At 54.1% G+C, this 18,429-nt stretch carries 14 protein-coding genes; 13 read left to right on the top strand and 1 reads right to left on the bottom strand.

All coding sequences use genetic code 11. The features are described from left to right. Positions 1–120: 120 nt before the first annotated feature. From HMPREF1527_RS04950 to HMPREF1527_RS04890, 13 genes are all read left to right on the top strand, one after another. On the top strand, positions 121–1,347 hold the full coding sequence (locus tag HMPREF1527_RS04950) for an arginine deiminase (RefSeq protein ID WP_016477610.1): 1,227 nt from the start codon (positions 121–123) through the stop codon (positions 1,345–1,347). Positions 1,348–1,382: 35 nt separating this feature from the next. Continuing rightward, on the top strand, positions 1,383–2,375 hold the full coding sequence (argF, locus tag HMPREF1527_RS04945) for an ornithine carbamoyltransferase (protein ID WP_016477609.1): 993 nt from the start codon (positions 1,383–1,385) through the stop codon (positions 2,373–2,375). A 75-nt stretch (positions 2,376–2,450) separates the two neighbouring features. Beyond that, positions 2,451–3,911: a YfcC family protein gene (locus HMPREF1527_RS04940; protein WP_016477608.1), complete on the top strand. Its 1,461-nt coding sequence runs from the start codon at positions 2,451–2,453 to the stop codon at positions 3,909–3,911. Positions 3,912–4,095: 184 nt separating this feature from the next. Continuing rightward, complete coding sequence (locus HMPREF1527_RS04935; RefSeq protein WP_016477607.1) at positions 4,096–4,815, top strand: B3/4 domain-containing protein; 720 nt, start codon at positions 4,096–4,098, stop codon at positions 4,813–4,815. Positions 4,816–5,152: 337 nt separating this feature from the next. Then, on the top strand, positions 5,153–7,228 hold the full coding sequence (locus tag HMPREF1527_RS04930; protein ID WP_016477606.1) for a translation factor GTPase family protein: 2,076 nt from the start codon (positions 5,153–5,155) through the stop codon (positions 7,226–7,228). Between the two features lie 184 nt (positions 7,229–7,412). Next, complete coding sequence (locus tag HMPREF1527_RS04925) at positions 7,413–8,789, top strand: FtsX-like permease family protein (protein ID WP_016477605.1); 1,377 nt, start codon at positions 7,413–7,415, stop codon at positions 8,787–8,789. 188 nt (positions 8,790–8,977) lie between these two features. Further along, positions 8,978–9,355: an acylphosphatase gene (locus HMPREF1527_RS04920; RefSeq protein WP_016477603.1), complete on the top strand. Its 378-nt coding sequence runs from the start codon at positions 8,978–8,980 to the stop codon at positions 9,353–9,355. A gap of 92 nt (positions 9,356–9,447) precedes the next feature. After that, a complete protein-coding gene (locus HMPREF1527_RS04915) occupies positions 9,448–11,208 on the top strand; it encodes a 1-deoxy-D-xylulose-5-phosphate synthase (protein ID WP_016477602.1) in 1,761 nt (586 codons plus the stop codon). 447 nt (positions 11,209–11,655) lie between these two features. Beyond that, the gene (locus HMPREF1527_RS04910) at positions 11,656–12,846 is read left to right on the top strand and encodes an FprA family A-type flavoprotein (RefSeq protein WP_016477601.1); all 1,191 of its coding nucleotides are present in this window, start codon (positions 11,656–11,658) and stop codon (positions 12,844–12,846) included. A gap of 185 nt (positions 12,847–13,031) precedes the next feature. After that, positions 13,032–14,369: a hemolysin family protein gene (locus HMPREF1527_RS04905; RefSeq protein WP_016477600.1), complete on the top strand. Its 1,338-nt coding sequence runs from the start codon at positions 13,032–13,034 to the stop codon at positions 14,367–14,369. 191 nt (positions 14,370–14,560) lie between these two features. After that, positions 14,561–15,595, top strand: a complete 1,035-nt coding sequence (locus HMPREF1527_RS04900; RefSeq protein WP_016477599.1) for a hypothetical protein — start codon at positions 14,561–14,563, stop codon at positions 15,593–15,595. Positions 15,596–15,659: 64 nt separating this feature from the next. Next, positions 15,660–16,097, top strand: a complete 438-nt coding sequence (locus tag HMPREF1527_RS04895) for a YtxH domain-containing protein (RefSeq protein WP_016477598.1) — start codon at positions 15,660–15,662, stop codon at positions 16,095–16,097. 84 nt (positions 16,098–16,181) lie between these two features. Further along, positions 16,182–17,141, top strand: a complete 960-nt coding sequence (locus tag HMPREF1527_RS04890) for a hypothetical protein (RefSeq protein WP_016477597.1) — start codon at positions 16,182–16,184, stop codon at positions 17,139–17,141. A 21-nt stretch (positions 17,142–17,162) separates the two neighbouring features. On the opposite strand, the gene HMPREF1527_RS04885 is transcribed toward HMPREF1527_RS04890, so the two are convergent. Beyond that, positions 17,163–18,359: an Nramp family divalent metal transporter gene (locus tag HMPREF1527_RS04885; protein WP_156825486.1), complete on the bottom strand. Its 1,197-nt coding sequence runs from the start codon at positions 18,357–18,359 to the stop codon at positions 17,163–17,165. Between the last annotated feature and the right edge of the window lie 70 nt (positions 18,360–18,429).

The raw sequence follows: 18,429 nt of genomic DNA, 5'->3' as shown, positions 1-18,429 counted from the left end.
AGGTGCCATGACGTAATTACCGTGCAGAGCGCATGGCCTGTCTTGGGGCACAAAAGGCTTTGATAGCGCTTCTTTTTTGTATAAAGGCGTGCCCATACAACCCTAAAACGGAGGAAAACCATGAAAGGAATTAGTGTGCGGAGTGAAGTCGCACCGCTTAAAAAGGTGTTGCTTCACCGCCCTGGTAGGGAACTTCTCAATCTTACCCCGGCGTCAATGGAAAGGCTGCTCTTTGATGATATTCCGTTCCTGAAGGTTGCACAGGAAGAGCACGATGCATTTGCTCAGCTTCTTCGTGACAACGGCGTTGAGGTCGTCTATCTCGAGGACCTTATGACGGAAGTCCTTACGCTTCACCCAGAACTGAAGGAACAGTTCTTGATGCAGTGGCTTGAAGAGGGCGGCATCCACACAGAGAAGTGGCAAAAGAAACTATTTGAGTATCTGACTGAGAATTTTGAAGGCAAAGAACTTGTCCTTAAGACCATGGAAGGAATCAATCTTAAGGAATGCTACGACGTTGAGCGCAACCATTCACTCGTTGACATGGCTTCCTTTGAGCAGAAGCTGATTGTTGACCCGATGCCTAATCTGTACTTTACACGCGATCCGTTCGGCTCTATCGGATCAGGCATCTCACTGAACAAGATGCGCTTCCCAACCCGTAACCGCGAGACGATTTATGCGGATTACATCTTCAAGTATCACCCTGATTACACAGGCACTCCGCTTTATACCAAGCGTACTGCGTTCTTTAACATTGAGGGTGGCGACATTCTTAACCTCAATGATAAGGTTTTGGCCGTGGGCGTTTCACAGCGCACGAGCCCCGAGGCTCTTGAAGCTCTCTCGATTAATCTTTTTGCGGATCCGGATTGCACGATTCGCACAGTTCTTGCATTCGCTATTCCTTCTTCCAGGGCATTTATGCACCTGGATACCGTCTTCACCGCAATCGACTATGACAAGTACACGGTTCACCCAGAGATCGTGGGACCGCTGCAGGTCTTCGAGATTACTCCGGGCACCAACGGTCATCGTCTGAACGTGCGTGAAGTCGATGCCACTTTGCACGATGTGCTCTGCAAATATACCGAGAAGGACGATGTCGACCTGATTACCTGCGGTGGCGACGATATGATTGCCGCTCAGCGCGAGCAGTGGAATGACGGCTCCAATACCCTGGCTATTGCTCCTGGTACAGTAGTCGTGTACGAGCGCAACGATGTCACCAACCGCATCCTTGAGGAGCATGACGTTCATGTCCTCAGCATTCCGAGCGCCGAGCTGTCCCGCGGCCGTGGCGGCCCTCGCTGCATGTCGATGCCGTTGATCCGCGCCGAGTAATCTGGCACTGCAGATCACGTTAAAAGGAGAGCACTATGGGAGTTAATGTTCGCGGCAGGAGTTTTTTGACGCTGCTTGACTATACGCCGAATGAGATCCGCTACCTTTTGGACCTGTCCGTTGAGTTTAAGAATATGAAACGCAACGGTGTGGATCACAGCTGGCTGAAGGGGCGTCAGGTCGTCCTGCTGTTCGAGAAGACTTCGACTCGCACGCGCTGCGCTTTTGAGGTAGGCGCCAGGGATTTGGGCATGGGAGTAACCTTCCTTGATTCCGGTTCCTCCCAGATGGGCAAGAAGGAGTCTTTGGAAGATACGGCAAAGGTACTGGGCCGTATGTTTGACGGTATTGAGTATCGAGGCTTTGACCAGGATGTTGTCCAAGATTTGGCAAAGTACTCCGGCGTTCCGGTCTGGAACGGCTTGACCGATGATTTCCACCCGACGCAGATGCTTGCCGATATCATGACAGTTCAGGAAGAGTTCGGCGATGTTCGCGGTCGCAAGCTGACATTCTTCGGCGACGCCCGCAATAACGTCGCAAACTCGCTCATGGTTGTTTGCGCCAAGCTGGGCATGCACTTCTGCGCATGCGGACCAAAAGAGCTTATGCCAAAGCAGGAGCTTATCGACAAGTGCGAAGCCATTGCCAAAGAGACTCATGCCGTTCTTGAGTTTACGGACGACGTTCAGGTTGGCGCTAAGGATGCTGACGTTCTGTATACGGATATCTGGCTGTCCATGGGAGAGCCGGAAGAGCTTTGGGCTCAGCGCATCGAGCTGCTTCGTCCCTATCAGGTCAACAAGGACGTTATGGCAGACGCTAAGCCGACGGCCATTTTCCTTCACTGCCTGCCGAGCTTCCATGATCGTCATACAACCATTGGCGAGAACATCTACCAGAAGTATGGTCTTGAGGCCATGGAAGTTACCGACGATGTGTTCTTGGGTCACCAGGCTCGTGAGTTCGAAGAGGCTGAAAACCGTATGCACACCATCAAGGCCGTGATGTACGCGACCTTGAAGTAACAACAGAACTACTGTAGTCGCGCTTGGGAGAAGAGCCTCCGGCAAATCTCCCGAGCAGCGGCTTGAGGGAGATATGTGATTCATATGTCTGTACAACAGAAAACGAGGAAGCGCCTTGGTACCTATGGCATTCTTCTTCTTGTACTGCTCTTTGTCGCGATTTGCACCTGGCTCACAAATGGTCAGCCGTATATAACGGACGAGGGTGAGCAGGCCGCGGTCATGGGAGCTACATTCCAGCAAATTATCATGGCCCCCATTGCCGGCTTCCATGACGCGAGCGAAGTTATTGGCTTCGTATTCTGTCTGGGAGGCTTCCTTGCTCTGGTTAACGCGACCGGAGCTCTGGAAACGGGAATCCATGTCCTTGTCAAGAAGCTCAAGGGCAAGGAAATGATTCTTGTGTGGGTCCTGATGTTCTTGTTCTCGGTAGGCGGCACAACCTACGGCATGGGCGAAGAGACCGTTGGCTTCTATATTCTGCTTGCGGCTACGATGACGGCTGCCGGCATGGATCCTATTGTTGGCGCAGCTACCGTATTGCTGGGCGCCGGCTCGGGCGTTCTCGGCTCAACTATTAACCCCTTCGCTACCGGCGCCGCCGTTGACGCGGCGCGTTCGGCGGGTGTCGAGGTTAATATGGGCATCCTCTATCTGGAAGGCGTCATTCTTTGGCTCGGCACATACCTGATTTCCGCATTTGGAGTTACCAGATACGCCAAGCACGTCATTGAAACAAAGGGTTCCATTTTGACAGCCGATCAGCTGGACGTATGCAACAAAGCATATGGCAATATGGAAATCAGCGATGAGGAAAAACTGACTGGCAGACAGAAAGCCTGCATGATAATCTTTGCGTTGACGTTTGTCGTTATGATTCTCGGATTCATTCCTTGGGGAGATCTGAACGAATCTATTGCAGACGGACTTGCTTGGACGTCAATCATTACCGGCAACGCGCTCGGCTCCTGGTGGTTCGATGACGCGGCTACCTGGTTTATGCTTATGGGCATTATCATCGGCGTGATTGGTATGCCCGATCGCTCAAAGATGGCTACTACCATCATTTCCGGCATTGGCGACATGATTTCGGTCAATGTAGTTATTGCGCTCGCTCGCGCAACAGCTGTACTGATGGCACAGACCGGACTTGGCAGCTGGATGGTTCAGGCTTCGGTTACCGCTCTGACGCAGTCCGGCATGCCGGCAGCGCTCTTCGGTTTCCTGGACTATCTGCTTCACATCGGCCTCAGCTTCCTGGTGCCGTCCTCTTCTGGCCTGGCTGCGCTCTCCGCGCCAATCGTTTCGCCGATTGTTTCCGGCCTCAACTGGTCGGTGGAGACTTCCATCATGTGCAACGTTGCCGCCAACGGTCTCGTCAACCTGTTTACGCCGACCTGCGGCTTCATTATGGGTGGTCTTGCGCTGGCTCGTATTCCGTATGAGACATGGCTCAAATGGGCAGCGAAACTGCTCGTTATTATCGCGGTCTTTGTTGCCATCGTACTGACAGTATTCATGCTGGTACTGAGCTAAAAGCACGCATTTACGCTGACGCTCTAAATAATGCGGTCGGTCGAACAATTCGGCCGGCCGCATTGTTGTGCCCGGCCCAGCGTTGCCGTGCCTGGGATGTGCATCACGCTTTGCGATAGGGAAGAGCTCAGTTTCGGTGATACACTAAACAAACTTTCACGACAGAGCAGGCGAAGGAGGCAGGATGCAGAAATTTATATCTGATGAGAGCTTTTGGGAGCTGTTTCCTGAAGCGGCGATTGCGGTTCTTTCTGTACGCGGCTTGAAAGAAAGCGGTTTGACGGACGTCCAGAAGGACGAAATCAAAGACCTTCTCGCTCAAGCAAACAGGCAGGCTGCAAAATATGTCCCTTGTGAGCCCATCTCTGCAAATGAAGTGGTACAAGTCTGGCGTGAAGCGTATCGGAAGTTTCCCACCAAAAAGGGAGCCCGCTGTTCCATTGAGGCGTTGCTGAAGCGCGTGCTGCATGACACGCCGGTAGGCTCGATTGTTCCATCGGTTGACATCACCAACGCCGTTTCGCTGAAATACGCATTTCCTATCGGCGTTGAAAATATCGATGCCTTCGCCGGCGACCTGCATCTTGGCGCCATGAAGGGTGATGAAGCCTTCCTTCCCATTGGCTCTGACCACGAAGAGCCTCCACTGCCGGGAGAAATTGCCTACTATGACAGCGAAGGCGTTGTGTGTCGGTGCTGGAACTGGCGTGACGGACAGCGGACGCAGATGCAAGACTATACGCCGAACGCGTTTGTGGCTATGGAGTGTGTAGAGCCTCATCGTCGAGACGATTTGCAAAAGGCGGCGGACGACCTTGCGGCGCTGCTGACAAAGTATTTGCAGGCTGAAATTGTAACGATTGCGATTGTCACCAAAAAGAATCCGGAAGTCGCTTTACGCTAGAACTAAGAACGGTAAAGACGTTTCAAACACGGCATGCGCACAAGCGTGCCGTGTTTTTTATGCAGATACCGTTCGCCGAGGAGTCGTGATTCTCCGTGCAACGACAGGTTCTTCTCGCCGCATAAAACAGTGCGTGTTACCAGCTAAAACATGGCGATAAGAGTCGACTGACTCAAAAACTTTTGATAAGAAAGCCTGTCACTCATCGATACGTAGGTGCTTCTTGCTCAGCAATGCTTTACGGTAAGGAGGCTAGAGGTTTTCTTGTTCGGTGGTTTGGCCGGCAGGTTCCGCATACGCGCCCTTCTCGGCTGCTGCCGCAGTTGAAGGAGGCATCATGGCCGAAAAGGGTGTTGAGCGCGTTAAGAATGTGGTTTTGGTGGGCCAAGGCGGCGTGGGCAAGACCATGCTTGCAGAAGCGATGCTGCATCTGACGGGAGCGACTACCCGTCTGGGCGGGCACGCAGGCACCAAGCCCACGCTTGATTACGATACCGAAGAATCAGAACGAGGATTTTCCATTTCCACCACTATTGCACCTGTGATATGGAACGATACGCGCATCAACGTCTTGGACGCGCCGTGCTATCCGGACTTTATAGGCGATGCCTACTCCGCTATGAGCGCCGGCGAAACTGCCGTTTTTGTTGTTGACGCTGCAAGCGGTCCCGGTACCATTACTACGCGGCTTTGGTATGCCGCCGAGAACCTGTCTCTTGCGCGCGCTATTTTTATCAACCGTCTTGACCGCCCGGACGCGGATCACGAGACGGCCATGGGTCTTTTGCGCGAGCGCTTTGGCAACAAGCTTGGATCCGTAACGATTCCCATGGGTTCCGGCGAGGCGTTCGGAGGCGTTATCGACGTTGTCCATCAAAAGGCCCGTTACCTTGTCGACGGAAAGCCGGTGGTGGAGGACATACCTGAGGAGTATGCTGCCGCGGCAGCTGATGCGCGCGCCGCTCTGACCGAGCTGGTGGTTGAGGCTGACGACGAACTCATGATGCGTTATCTTGACGGTGGAGAAATCACTCAGGAAGAGCTTGAGGGTTTGCTCAATAAAGCGCTGGTTGACCGCGTGTTTGTACCGGTGTTCGCCGGCTCGTGCGTGCGAGAAGAAGGTGTCGTCGCCTTCCTAGACGCTGTCGAAGGCTGGTTCCCGCAGATGGCTGATTTCGGGCGTATCCCACTGGTAAATGGCGAGCAGCTTGACATCTCTCCGGATGACGAGCGTCCGGTTGCCTTTGCCTTCAAGTCGCTGCAGGATCCTCAGAACGGCCGCTTGACCTTCCTTAAGGTACTGGCGGGAACGTTGGAGCCGGGCGCTGAGCTTACCAATGCGCGTACGCGTAAGACCGAGCGTCTTTCACACCTGTATCGCATGTGTGGCCGTGATACCACCGATGTTGGACGTGCCGCCGCTGGCGATATCGTGGTAGTCCCTAAACTTGAGGTACTGACGGGCGACACGCTTTCCGTAACTGGTAAGGTTGAGGCGGCGGCGTTCCGCTTCCCTAACTCGCTCTATCGTATTGCTATTGAGCCTGATGAGCGCGGGGCGGAAGGAAAACTCTTCGCATTCTTGGAGAAGGCTGCCGCCGCCGACCCCACGCTTCGCATTGAGCGTGATGAAGATACCGGTCAGACGGTCGTTTCCGCTATCGGAGAGGCGCAGGTTGCCGTGCTGCTTGACCGTCTGGAATCTCGTGCCGGCGTTGGCGCCCACAAGGTAGCGCTCCGCATTCCGTATCGCGAGACTATTCGCCGCGTGGCAAGCGCGCAGGGACGCCATAAGAAGCAGACCGGCGGTGCGGGTCAGTATGGCGACTGCTGGCTTCGCGTTGAGCCCAACCCCGACGCGGGCTACGAGTTTGTAGATGAAGTGGTAGGAGGACACATCCCGCGCGGCTTCATTCCCGCTATCGACAAGGGAATCCAGGAGATCATGCGCGAAGGCGTGCTGGCGGGGTATCCCATGATTGACATTAAGGTCGCTGTTTACGAGGGCAGCTATCATCCTGTTGACTCTAACGAGATGGCGTTTAAGACAGCGGCTCGCATCGGTTTCCAGAAGGCAATCGATCAGGCGGAGCCGGTGCTTCTTGAGCCGATGGCGCATCTTAAGATCACTGTTCCCGACAGCTACGCTGGCTCTGTGATGGGCGATGTGTCCGCGTCTCGCGGCCGCGTTGAAGGCATGAACGCCGGTACGGGCACAGCGCTTGGACAGACTACCATTGAAGCGACCGTCCCCTACGCTGAGGTCACCGACTATGCCACGCGCCTGCGTTCTCTCTCGCGTGGCACCGGCGAGTATGAGGTAGAGCTCTCGGGATACGAGCAGGTTCCTCATGACATTCAGGCTAAACTTGCAGCCGACTACGCGGAGCGCCGCGCGGCGGGTGAGCGCTAGAATCTCGCAGATTTGATGGACGACTCGATGGAGCATTCGGCAACGGATGCTCCATTCTTATGAAAACATCACCTTTCCGTAAGCAAGTTCGATGGCACATTCGCCTGCCGCGCTGCATGATGGTTATGATCGACACGCCAGTCTGGCGAGAAGTTCGTGATGGTAGAGAAAAGAGCGTGATGTCATGAGCCTGCTTTCAAAAATCGCGATTGGTAATGTTCGGCGCAATCTGAAGGATTTTGGCGTGTATTTTGCCGCCTTGGCAGCGGGAGCTTGCCTGATATATTCCTATACGGCGTCCGGAGATTATCTCTTTATGCTGGTTGAGGATGAGTTGGTCCGGAAGATTTTTGTGACGGAAGCGCGCTACATCATGGCCTTTGGTATTTTGCCGTTGTTGGTGTTTGTAAACGTCGCTTCGTATGCCAATAAGTTTCTGATTCGTCGCCGGCTGCCGGAGTTTGCCCTCTATGAACTTGCGGGACTCGAGAAACGCAATGTCAACACGGTACTGCGCCTTGAAACCACGCTTGTCGCGGGCAGTGCCTTGGTGACCGGCCTTATAGCGGGAGTGCTTATCTCGCCTTTCGTTGAGCTTATTGTCGCTTGGGCATACCGTTTGCCCGCCCGTTTTATCATGGTTTTCTCGCCATTTGGCATAACGCTCACAGCTATCGTGTTCGTGCTGACGATTGTGATACTGTCTCGCGGAAGCCGCCGCGTTTTGCGCAAATCGACGCTGCTTCGCATGATGGTTGCGAAAAAGGAAAACGACGCGTCAAAACCAATTTTAGGCGGACGAGCGGTTGTAGAGTTGATTTTTGGCGTAGCTTTGGTCGCTGCGGTATACATAATCTGCTTAAACGCGCCTACTACTTTTCTGGTGTGGATGTTCCCGCTGGGCGCTTGCGCTATTTTTGGCTCGTTTTTCATATTCCGCTCAACGTTGGCGCTGCTGCCGCGCTTCATCAAGAAAGTTCCCGGCCTGTGGTACCGAGGGCTGACGGCGTTTACCGTGCGTCAAACCGAAGGGGTAGCGCGCAACGCTGCAAAAGCGATGACCTGCTCGGCAGCGCTTTCTTCGGTTGGCATGTGCATGTTTGTATTTGCTGTCGTCTTGCATGACAAAATTGGGGCGCTAGCGCTTGAAAGGGAAACGCAGTTTGAAGAGGCTTCAGGTTTGATTGGCGCGCTTATTTTTACCTGCGCGTTTTATGCGGTGGTGCTGCTGGTGTTCGCGTCGGTCATCCTTGCGATACAGCAGCTGTCGCTTGCCTCCGATAATCGCGAGCGTTACCGCAAGCTTGTTGAACTAGGCGCTTCGAATAGGATGCTCTCAGAGAGCCTGCTTGCAGGTGTGCTGTTTAACTTTGCTCTTCCGGGTATCTTTACCGCTGTTCATGCCATTTTTGGCTTAAACGTCATTCGTTTCATGAGTATTGGTTTGCTTCAAGCTGATATTGAGCCTGCTATTTGGCCTGTCGCTGCGCTGACGCTTGCCGGATTTGTGGTCTACTTTCTTATCACCTATGCGGGAGCCAGAAGGAATGCGCTGGCCTAGAGGTTATTTGGAAACGTGCAGCCCCCTGGAGAGTGAAAACGGTTTGCCTAAGGGCTGGATGAAAACACCCCCGGGGGACTGGACGGAGGCAACCCAGACGCAGTTTGACTTAAGAGCTCATGCGATTGGTGATATGGTATGCCTATACGGCACCGCAGCCGAACAGACCACGGAGAACGGATGCGCTCATGTCAGGCATATTGGGCTTTGGACAACGCAAAGACAGAGATAAAGGTCCTCATGGCGACGCAGACAAGCAGCTGGGCAACCAGGGGCTCAAACCGGGAACACGCAGGCTCGCGCTGCGCTTTTGCGGAGAAGTCCAGGGCGTCGGTTTTCGCTGGACGGCGCAGATAGTAGCGGATCGCGTGGGCTGCACCGGTTGGGTGAGAAACGAGTTTGACGGCAGCGTATCTATGGAACTACAAGGGACGGACGAGCAGATAGGCCTTTGGTTTAAGGGATTTGCGAAAACCTACGCGCACCGTCCGCTTGCATATCGCATTGACGAGAAGCGCGAACTTGCTCCCATAGCTGATGAACGCCATTTTGAAGTGCGGTTTTGATATTGCTGCAGATACTGCTGAAAGACTTCCGTATAGCGCGTCCATGTGCGGGGTACTAACCTTTAGCATCCCAGCATATAGAAAGGTTTCGCATGTATCTCGAGAAGATCGACGGTCCTGAAGATGTTAAAGCACTTGACGCGGCAGGTCGACAAGGCCTTGTCGATGAGATTCGCTCGGCGCTGTTGACCAGAGCCTCAAAGCATGGTGGTCACTTTGGCCCCAACTTTGGTATGGTGGAAGCTACCGTTGCGCTCCACACCGTATTTGATTCTCCGCGTGATCACATTGTCTATGACGTTTCTCATCAAACGTATCCGCATAAGATGCTGACCGGGCGCAAGGAAGCCTTTGTCGACCAGGCGCACTACGATGACGTGTCTCCCTATACCGATCCTGCGGAAACACCGCACGACCTCTTTAAGATTGGACACACGTCTACATCTATCAGCCTGGCGCTCGGCCTTGCGAAAGCTCGCGATTTGCGCGGTGGTCACGAAAACATCATCGCTGTAATCGGAGATGGCTCGATGTCTGGCGGAGAAGCGCTTGAAGGTCTGAATGTGGCGGGCGAACTTGATTCAAACTTCATAATCGTTTTCAACGACAACCAGCGCTCCATTGCCGAAAATCACGGTGGTATGTACGATCAGTTCAGGGAGCTGCGCGAATCCAATGGCGCTGCGCCCAACAACCTCTTCAAGTCTATGGGGCTCGATTACCTCTATGTCAATGAAGGCAACAACACCGAGGCTCTTATCGCCGCATTTAAGCAGGTCAAAGACAGCAACCACCCGGTAGTGGTGCATATCAACACGCTCAAGGGCAAGGGATATGAGCCTGCGCTCAAAGACGAGGAAGCGTGGCATTGGCATGGTCCGTTTGATATTGCTACAGGTCAGAGCCTGAGCAGTGGTTCCGCTTCTGAGTCGTATGCCAATCTTGCCGGCGAGTACCTGCTTGAGCGCGCTGAGACGGACGAGAACCTTTTGGTTATCGCTTCGGCGGTTCCGGGCGCATTGGGCATGTCGCCTGAACGGCGCAAGCGCCTGGGCCGACACTATCTTGACGTGGGCATTGCGGAAGAAACGGCTGTGGCAATCGCTTCGGGAGCCGCTCATGCCGGGGCTCATGCGGTATGGGGTTCCTCAACCACCTTTCAACAGCGCGTATATGATCAGCTGAGTCAAGATCTTGCGGTCAACAGCAATCCTGCGGTAATCGTAGGCAATTCCGGCTCGGTGTGGGGCATGAGTGATGTGACGCACGCGTCACTTTGTACGATTCCGATGATTGCCCATATTCCAAACATTACCTATCTTGCGCCAACAAATGCAGAAGAGTATCTTTCTATGCTTAATTGGGGTCTTAACCAGGAGAAACGTCCGGTCTTTATCCAGGTTCCGGGAGGCCCTGTCCACCACGCTACAGGTCCCGTTCGTAAGTCTTACGACGACGTGCGCTCTGAGGTAGCGCGCCGCGGTTCCAAGGTAGCGATTTTCGCCTTGGGCAGTTTCTTTGGCATGGGCGAGAAGGTCGCGGACATGCTCCGCGGGTCTCTCGGCTTTGAAGTAACTCTCGTGAATCCTCTTTTTGCATCCGGTCTTGACACAGAACTGCTCGACAACCTGGCCGTCAATCACGACATCTTTGTAACGCTCGAAGACGGTCAGCTGGAAGGCGGTTGGGGCCAGACTCTTTCCTCCTACTTCGGCGGCTCCGATAAACGCGTGCTTAACTACGGCATCAAGAAGGGTTTCTACGATCGCTTCAAAGCGGATGAGCTGCTGCGGGAAAATCGCCTTGAGCCGGAGCTTATTGTCGCTGACGTTCGCGCCGCTTTACAGCGCTAGTGCGTGAAGCCTTGGAAAGGGCGTGGGTTACTCGAGAAGGATGTTGGCTATGCCGGAAGGACGTGGGTTACTCGAGAAGAGCGCGGGCTATGCCGGGAGGACATGGGTTACTCGAGAAGAGCGTGAGTCACTCCAAAAAAGTGTATGAGTTGTGATGAAGTTACTGCACAACTCCTAGAATTTTTAGGAGTATTTATCACAACTGTCACCCTTATTAGGAGATTTCATATCACAACTCATGCCCTTTTTTGGAATCGCCTCCAGATAGTCTCGAAATCGCTCCCTCGTAATTGTCTATCAAATGCTATGCTCATACTAGTAAAAGCGCTTTGGTCAGCTTTGCCCAGCTTGGACCAGTCTGGATTAGCTTCAACCAGCCCGGCCCAGCCGCAACCAAGCCGCAACCAGCTTGACCAGGACCAATCACCTAAAACCACGGAGGATCGTATGTTGAGCGCAGTGCAGATAAAACCAGACGTCTACGCCGTTGGCGCTATTGACTGGAACGCACGAGAGTTCCACGGCTATACCACCGAGCAAGGCATCACATATAACGCGTATCTTATCCTAGACGAGAAGATCACGCTCATCGACACTGTCAAGTACACCATGACAGACGAGCTTATGCAGCGTATCCAAAGCATCATTGACCCGTCAAAGATTGACGTTGTGGTGTGCAACCATATCGAAATGGATCATTCAAGTTCACTGCCGGCCGTTCTTAAAGCCGCGCCGAACGCTGCTGTCTATGCCTCCACGCCTCAGGGTGTCAAGGAGCTCAAGGCCTTTTACGGTAAAGATCTTGAGGTCAACGGTGTAAAGACGGGGGATACTCTGAGCATTGGCAAACGTACCCTCCATTTTGTACAGACGCCAATGGTGCACTGGCCCGACAACATGGTCACCTATTCCGATGCCGACAAGATCCTCTTCTCAAACGATGCGTTTGGCCAGCACTTCGCTTCGTCCACACGCTTTGATGACGAGGGCGACTACTGCGAGGTTATGAAGCAGGCGCGCAAATACTACGCCAATATCGTGCTGCCGTATAGCCGCCAGGCGGACGCTGCGGTGGGTGCGGTAAAGAAGCTGGGGCTGGAAAATATCGACATCATCGCGCCGGCTCATGGCGTTGCCTGGCGCTCTCATATCAAAGACATCATCGACTGCTATGAGGAGTGGACCTCAGGCAAGCTCAAAGAAAAAGCGCTGGTCGTGTACGACTCTATGTGGGGATCTACCGATAAGATGGCGCGTGCTTTGGTAGACGGTTTTCTCGCGCACGGTATTCCTGTACAGCTTTGCGACCTTAAAGAAACGCACATCTCCAACGTCATGTATCACTTCCTTGACGCCAAGTATGTGTGTGTTGGTTCGCCTACGTTGAACTCCAAGTTTTTGCCTACGGTGAGCGGCTTTTTGACCTACATGACGGGTCTCTCGCCTCAAAACGACCACCGCGTCGGCTTTGCCTTCGGATCCTACGGCTGGGCTCCCCTTGGCCCTAAGATGGTCGAGGAAGAGCTGGAAAAAGCCGGGTTTATGATGCCTCATGGCAAGGCGTATACCATCGGTTGGCTGCCTTCTGAAGAGGATCTTGCGGACGTTCGTGCGCAGGTCGAGAAACTCGTAGACTAGGCATGCGCTAGCCGACCGTGCACTTAGCTACCGTGCGTTTAGCTAGCCGGTGTTTAGCGACCGTGCCTTTAGTTGGTTACGCTTTTATAAAGAATGTGTGCGCAGAATGTACACGCAAAAGCTGCGTAGACGTACAATGTCTACGTGGCTTTTTAACTTCGACTAGGCAGGTGCCCATACCTTAGATGGACGTAGCGTTAAGTATTTTAGTGACACTGCTTTTGACCTTGGCAAACGGCTATTTTTCGGCTTCCGAAATGGCGGTTGTGAGCGCGAGAAGAACCTCGCTTGAACCTGAGGCGGAGGAAGGTGACGAGCGTGCTCAGGCAGTGCTTGACCTGACTAATAACTCCGGCTCGTTTCTGGCGACGATTCAGGTAGCCATCACGCTGGTCGGTTTCGCGTCGTCTGCGTTTGCGGCAACAAGCCTTTCCACTCCCTTTGGCAGCTGGCTGACAAGCATAGGCATGCCTGCAAACTTCTCGCACCCTACGGCAGTGGTCATTATCACCTTGGTACTCTCTTATTTCTCAACGGTCATCGGAGAGCTGGTGCCCAAGCAGATTGCCCTTTCCAACGCCGAAAATGTCTCCAAGGCGGTTGTGGGTCCTATCCGCTTTTTCATGATGCTGGCAAAGCCGATTGTCTTTTTGAACTCGGCGTCTGCTAACGGCATCGCAAAACTTTTGGGTGTTGACGTGAACGAGGATCACCAGGACTTCTCCGAGGAAGAGCTTCGCTACATCGTCAAGGATTCCGATGAGCTGACCGAAGAAGAAAAGTCGATGATTCACGAGGTTATCGACATGGGCGATACGGTTGCTCGTGAGGTCATGGTGCCGCGGGTTGACCTGACCACCATGGAAGACACCTCAACGCTGTCGGAAGTTCTGGCGGTTATGCGTAAGACCGGCTATTCGCGCATACCCATCTATCACGATAACGTTGACCGCATTGTGGGCATCGCGCACATCAAAGACATTATTGAGCCCATGCTTGAGGAAAACGCTGGCGAGAAGCGCATCGCGCAGTACGTCCGCGCGGCAGACTATATTCCGGACACTAAAGACATCATCCCGCTTCTTTCCGAGATGCAGTCTTCTCGTGATCAGATGGTCATTGTGGTAGACGAGTACGGCGGCACTGCCGGCGCCATTACCGTCGAGGACATTGTCGAGGAGATTGTCGGTGAGATTGCCGATGAGTTTGATCCCGACAACAAATACCTGACGCAGCTAAGCGACAGAGAGTGGCTGGTAGACGGTCGCTTCTCGCTTGATGATGCTTTGGAACTCGGATGGCCTGTCGAGGATTCCGAGGAGTATGAGACCATTGCGGGCTTTGTGCTTGAGCTTGCGGACCGGTTGCCGCGGCCGGGGGATACCTTTGAGAAAGACGGATGGCAGTTCCGTGTGCAGATGATGCGTCGGCGCAGGCTGTCGCTTTTGCGGGTAACGGCTCCAGAGGTGCCCGAGCAATGCCAAAAAGACGAGAAATCTCATGAAGAGACTGGGGAATCATGACCGCTAGCGGACATTCCAGCAGCGAAGCACTCTTTTTTACTACAATATGATGAGCGCGTGAAGCTAAAGTGTGAGCGTGAAACCAAGGCGTGGGTGTGAAGCGTGAGCGTGAAGCCAAAGCGTGAGCGCGTGAAGCGAGACAAGAACAGTGCGTAAGGAATCCTTTCGCTTGAACAGGAAGAGGACGAAGCATGGCAGGGTTAATTCACATCAAAAAAGTTGTCATTGGACCAAAAGTCCTTGACGCCACCATACAGTTGTCGGATGACGCGCCGCTGATGACCTCTGATGACGCGCTGGGAACCAGGCGTGTTGTCGATCTCATTCCGGGTGTCGAGAAGCACGTCTGTCTTGGAGATGCGGCTCCACAGTTCGGTGATGTTGTTCGTGACACGGAAGTGGCTCATCTGCTTGAGCATGTAACCGTTGAGCTGCTCGCCCTTACCAACCGCGCCGGCGATATTGCTTCCGGCCGCACTACGACACTTGATAACAGTCTCCGCCTGTTTGAGGTGAGCCTGGCATGTCCCGACGACGTGTTGGTAGCGGGAGCTCTTTCCAGCGCGGCGTGGATTTTGGACTGGGCATATGCTGGCGGCGAGGATCCCAAGCCCAACGTTGACGCTATTGTCCAGGGCCTGGTGGCTCTCGTTAAAAGCGTTGACGGCGAGGACGAATTGGAAGATGCTCCAGAGAGCGCTTCAGAAGATACGCTAGAAGACGCGCCAGAAGAAGCAAGCCAGCATGAGGGCGCTTCTGACGGCTCTTATGCCGAGAAGGACGATGTAGCTGAGGTCGCTGAAGAGTTTATCGAGAAGGAGCTGGCAGAAGAGGCCGATTATGAGGCTTCAGGAGCATATGAGTATGAGGCGGATGGGAGTGACGACTCCGTTTCATACCGTGAGGGTCACGACACCTCCGCCGGCGCTTCATTTTATGATGACCAATATGCGCGTGACGCTTCCGAAGATGATGATTACGTGGAAGACGATTGGTACGACGATCAGCAGTCCGATGGAGGAGCGCCTGCCGAAACGCACGAGCCGTATGTCGAAGAAGACGAGGATGCAGGTACGGCTGATGTCGCCGACGCAGCCGCCTCAGATGCGGAAGAGGATAAGGCCTCGGTCGATGAGTCTGACGCGCATGAGCGCAATTCATTTGATGACGATTTGCCAGACGACTGGAGTATGATTAACGTGCCAAGGCCGCGACCGGTTCGATAGGCGCTCCAAGGCATTGTGTTTGGGAGGGAGAGCAGCAATCGCGCTGCCCCGATAGGAGGTTCCTATGAGCAAGAAGTCCGCTGGGTTTTTAGTCGGTGCTATTTTTGGTGCGGCGGCAGGCGCTGCTGCCGGTCTGCTCCTTGCGCCGCGTCCGGGTGACGAGACCCGCGCAATGGCCGCTGACGCTGTCAATGATGCTTGGGATTCCGCACTCGATTCATATGAGCGCACTTCTCGCGTCGTGAGTGACCGCATTGGTGAGGTGCGCCCTGTGGTTGATCAAAAGACCGACGAACTCCGTGCCAAGGTGGACCTTGCTCGGGAGCGTATGGATCAGCTGCGTGAGTCGCTGTCTGACGCCGTGACGTCCGCTTCGGAACAGGTGCAGCATAACGCTGAAGCTGTCGCGGATTCTGTTACGTCCTATACAACTCCCCATCCCTCTGAGGCCGAGGGCGTGACTATTGAGACGGTGACGTCTGAGCACCCTGACGTTCACTAAACGTTCGCTTGGGCTGCCAGGTTATCAGTACGGTATTGAACGGGACGCTCGCAGCGCCCCGTTTTCTATAGGAAAGGTTTTCATGTGAAGTCATCTGAGCTGGTCGGGGTCAAGGTCTATCTCCCTAAAAAACAAAGCAAGAAGGACAGCAAAAAGGGAATTCAGCGCTTTTCAAAGCTCGGCCGCGTTCATGTGGTGGTGTTTGATTCCGACTACCCGCGTGTAGTGGGCGTTATGGTCAAGCGTCCTGATATTGCAGGTATGGTTCACCGTGACGATATGTTCGTTGCCTTTGACGCGCTTTCAACCTTTGAGAAGGGTTTTTTGGTGGCGGACCCCGATGAGGCGCTGGACAAAAAAGCGATTGCGAGACTTGAGCTTGACTGGGATCGCTGCATCATGTGGCATGGCATGCAGGCAGTCACCGAATCGGGAAAGGTTCTCGGTTTTGTGAGCGCCGCGGATTTCGACTCCGCTACCGGTGACGTCAATGCCTTCCTAGTAGACAGCGGGTCTTCCGCGGCGGCTCTTATCGGCTCATTTGTAATTGAGCCCGAGTGGGTGCTGGGGTATCGCGATGACTCAATGATTCTTACGGCCGATGCGGAAAACGCCGGGCTTTCCGGTGGTCTTGCCGGTAAGGCAGGCGAGGGATACGCCGCCGCTGCCGCCAAGGGCTCTGAGCTGGCTGGAAAGGCGGGAAAAGCGGTATCTGCCGCAAGTGTGAAGGGCGGACGCTCGCTTGGACGCATGATTGGTAAAGCCAGGCGGGCTCTTGAAGACGCCTCTGAGTCCGATGATGCTGGTGGGCCACGGCCAGATCCGGTGCCTGTCGATGCTGTCGCGCTTGAAGCTCCTGCTGCCGAGAAGAGCCTTGATGGCGATGTGTCTGAAGAACCTGTTAAGACTTACGCTCCGAAAGCGCACAAGCCGAGTAAGAAAGAAGCTCCCGACGACGTGGCAAAGAGCTTCGGCAAACAGCTGGGCCGTATGGGAAAGATGTTTTCTTCCTTTAAGGATGAGTTTGACGAGGCAAGTAAGTAGTCGTGCGGTTTTTTGGGGTCCTTAAAGCCCCATGGCCTGCAAGACAAACATGACAATCGTTAAGACAATGACCGTCATGATGGTAAACCACGTCAGACCGTTCCAGATGCGACCGTTGGCAAATGCGCCCATGATGTGTTTGTCTGCTGCGATAATAACCATAAAGATGAGCAGGACAGGCAACAGGATTCCATTGATGACCTGGGCGACAAGCATGATGCCAAAAAGGCTGACACCCGGAATTAGAATGACTGCGGCAGAAATAATCAACACTAGCGTGATGATGCCATGATAAAGAGGAGCCTCAGACCAGGTGCGATCAGCGCCGCGCTCCCAACCGAATGCTTCGCAGATAGCGCTTGCGGTAATACCGGGCAAAACGCAGGCGGCAAGAAATGAAGCGCCAACCATGCCCAGAGCAAAGAGCGTTGAGGCGTACTGGCCCGCAAGGGGAACTAGCGCAGATGCCGCTTCCGCGGCGGAGTCCACGCGGATGCCAGCAGGGAAGAGGACCGTTCCGGTGGTCAGCATGATAAACCAGGTGATAATCTCCGCCAGTACAGCTCCGGCAATGTTGTCGGCGCGCTGCGCGGGAATGTCGCTGGTGTCCAGGTTCTTCTCGACAACGTTTGAGGCAACCAGGAACATCATATAAGGGCTGATAGTGGTGCCGATGTTAGCCACCAAAAGCGAAATGTACGAAGGGTCGGTGGACATCTGCGGGATGGTCGTCACGCGGAGCGCTTCAAGCCAGTCGGGTTTCGCGAGGACGCCCGCTACGACATACGTCACAAAAATGCAGCTGATAGCCAAAAGAATCTTTTCGATGCGGCGATAAGAACCTCCGACCGTGAGGATCCAGACGAGCAGGGCGCTGATGGGCACCGATACATACGTTGGGATGCCGAAGAGGTCCATACTTGAAGCGATGCCCGCGAATTCCGAGAAGGTTACGGCGATGTTTGAGATTAAAAGCGCGAACATCGCTACAGTTGAGAGACGGATGCCGAAGCGCTCACGTATGAGAGAAGCCAGACCCTTACCCGTGACACACCCCATGCGAGCAGAAGTTTCCTGTACAACGATAAGCAAAAAACACATGATGGGCACGGTCCAGAGCTGGGTGTAGCCGAAGGAGGCCCCAGCGCTGGAGTATGTTGCGATGCCACCGGCATCGTTACCGGCAAACGCCGCTAAAAGTCCCGGCCCCATTGCCATGAGGATGTACTTCCAGCTGTTCTTGTTGACCTCTGTCTGTCGGTGTTCAGCGGCGCTTGCGTTCTTACCG

The sequence above is a fragment of the Atopobium sp. oral taxon 199 str. F0494 genome (genome assembly GCF_000411555.1).
GTDB lineage: Bacteria > Actinomycetota > Coriobacteriia > Coriobacteriales > Atopobiaceae > Lancefieldella.
Note: the sequence above shows the minus strand (reverse complement) of the source record. Positions and strands in the feature narration are given on the sequence as shown.